This is a genomic window from Pseudomonas sp. AIG (assembly GCF_977020205.1).
This window is the reverse complement of sequence record NZ_CDROCK010000126.1, coordinates 1-1,110: the sequence shown is the minus strand read 5'-3', so window position 1 is coordinate 1,110 and position 1,110 is coordinate 1. Positions and strand designations below refer to the sequence as shown.

1 protein-coding gene is annotated in these 1,110 nt (G+C 62.2%); it reads right to left on the bottom strand.

Annotated elements, in window-relative coordinates; all coding sequences use genetic code 11:
• A partial coding sequence (locus tag ACWR1S_RS30810) for an immunoglobulin-like domain-containing protein (RefSeq protein WP_454566136.1) occupies positions 1 to 1,110 on the bottom strand: 1,110 nt, incomplete at both ends.

Here is a 1,110-nt window from a genome sequence, read left to right as displayed (position 1 = left end):
TTTTACCGGCGTCGATGGTGATCACGGCGCCGTTCGACAGGGTCACGGTGACTGGCGAGCCAGCAGCGTTGGTCAGGGTCGCGGTGTAGACGATCGAGCCACCTTCAGCCACAGAACCGGTCGCGCTCAGCGACAGGTTGGTGGTGTCGACAGTATCGGTCACGTTGGTGCTGACTGGCGTCTTGTCGGCCACGAGGTTTTCGTAGTTGCCGCCGGTCACGTTGGTGATCGCGTTGGTCAGCGGAGCGTGGCCGGTCAATGCATCGTTTGGCGCTGCAGTGGTTGCGGTGCCCGTGGTCTGGCCAACACCGATGGTGATGGTTTGACCATTGGCCAGCGTCACGACAACTGGCGAGCCGGTAACCGGTGCGCCTACGGTAGCGGTGTAGACAACGTTGCCGCCTTCAGCCGCCGACTCCGTGGCGGTCAACTTCACGGTGGTGGTGTCGATGGTGTCGGTGACGCTGGTGACGGCGGGAACAGTGCTCGGCACGAGATTTTCGAAATTGCCACCGGTGGCGGTGCTGATCGTCGCCTGCACGGTGCCGGCGTCTTTGTAAACGTCGTCAGCCGGCGCAGGAACAGTCACGGTGCCAGTGGTTTTACCGGCGTCGATGGTGATCACGGCGCCGTTCGACAGGGTCACGGTGACTGGTGAGCCAGCGGCGTTGGTCAGGGTCGCGGTGTAAATGATCGAACCACCTTCAGCGACCGAATTGGTAGCGCTGAGTGACAGATTGGTGGTGTCGACGGTGTCGGTGACATTGGTCGAAACCGGGGTCTTGTCGGCCACCAGGTTTTCGAAGTTGCCACCTGTTACGTCCGTGATCGCGTTGGTCAGCGGAGCGTGGCCGGTCAATGCGTCGTTTGGCGCCGTGGTGGTCGCGGTACCGGTGGTCTGGCCGACGCCGATGGTGATTGTCTGACCGTTGGCCAAGGTTACGACAACCGGTGAACCGGTGACTGGCGCACCGACGGTCGCGGTGTAGGTGACGTTGCCACCTTCAGCTGCCGACTCGGTCGCCGTCAGTTTCACAGTGGTGGTGTCGATGGTGTCGGTGACATTGGTCACGGCCGGCACGGTGCTCGGTACCAGACTCTCGAAGTTGC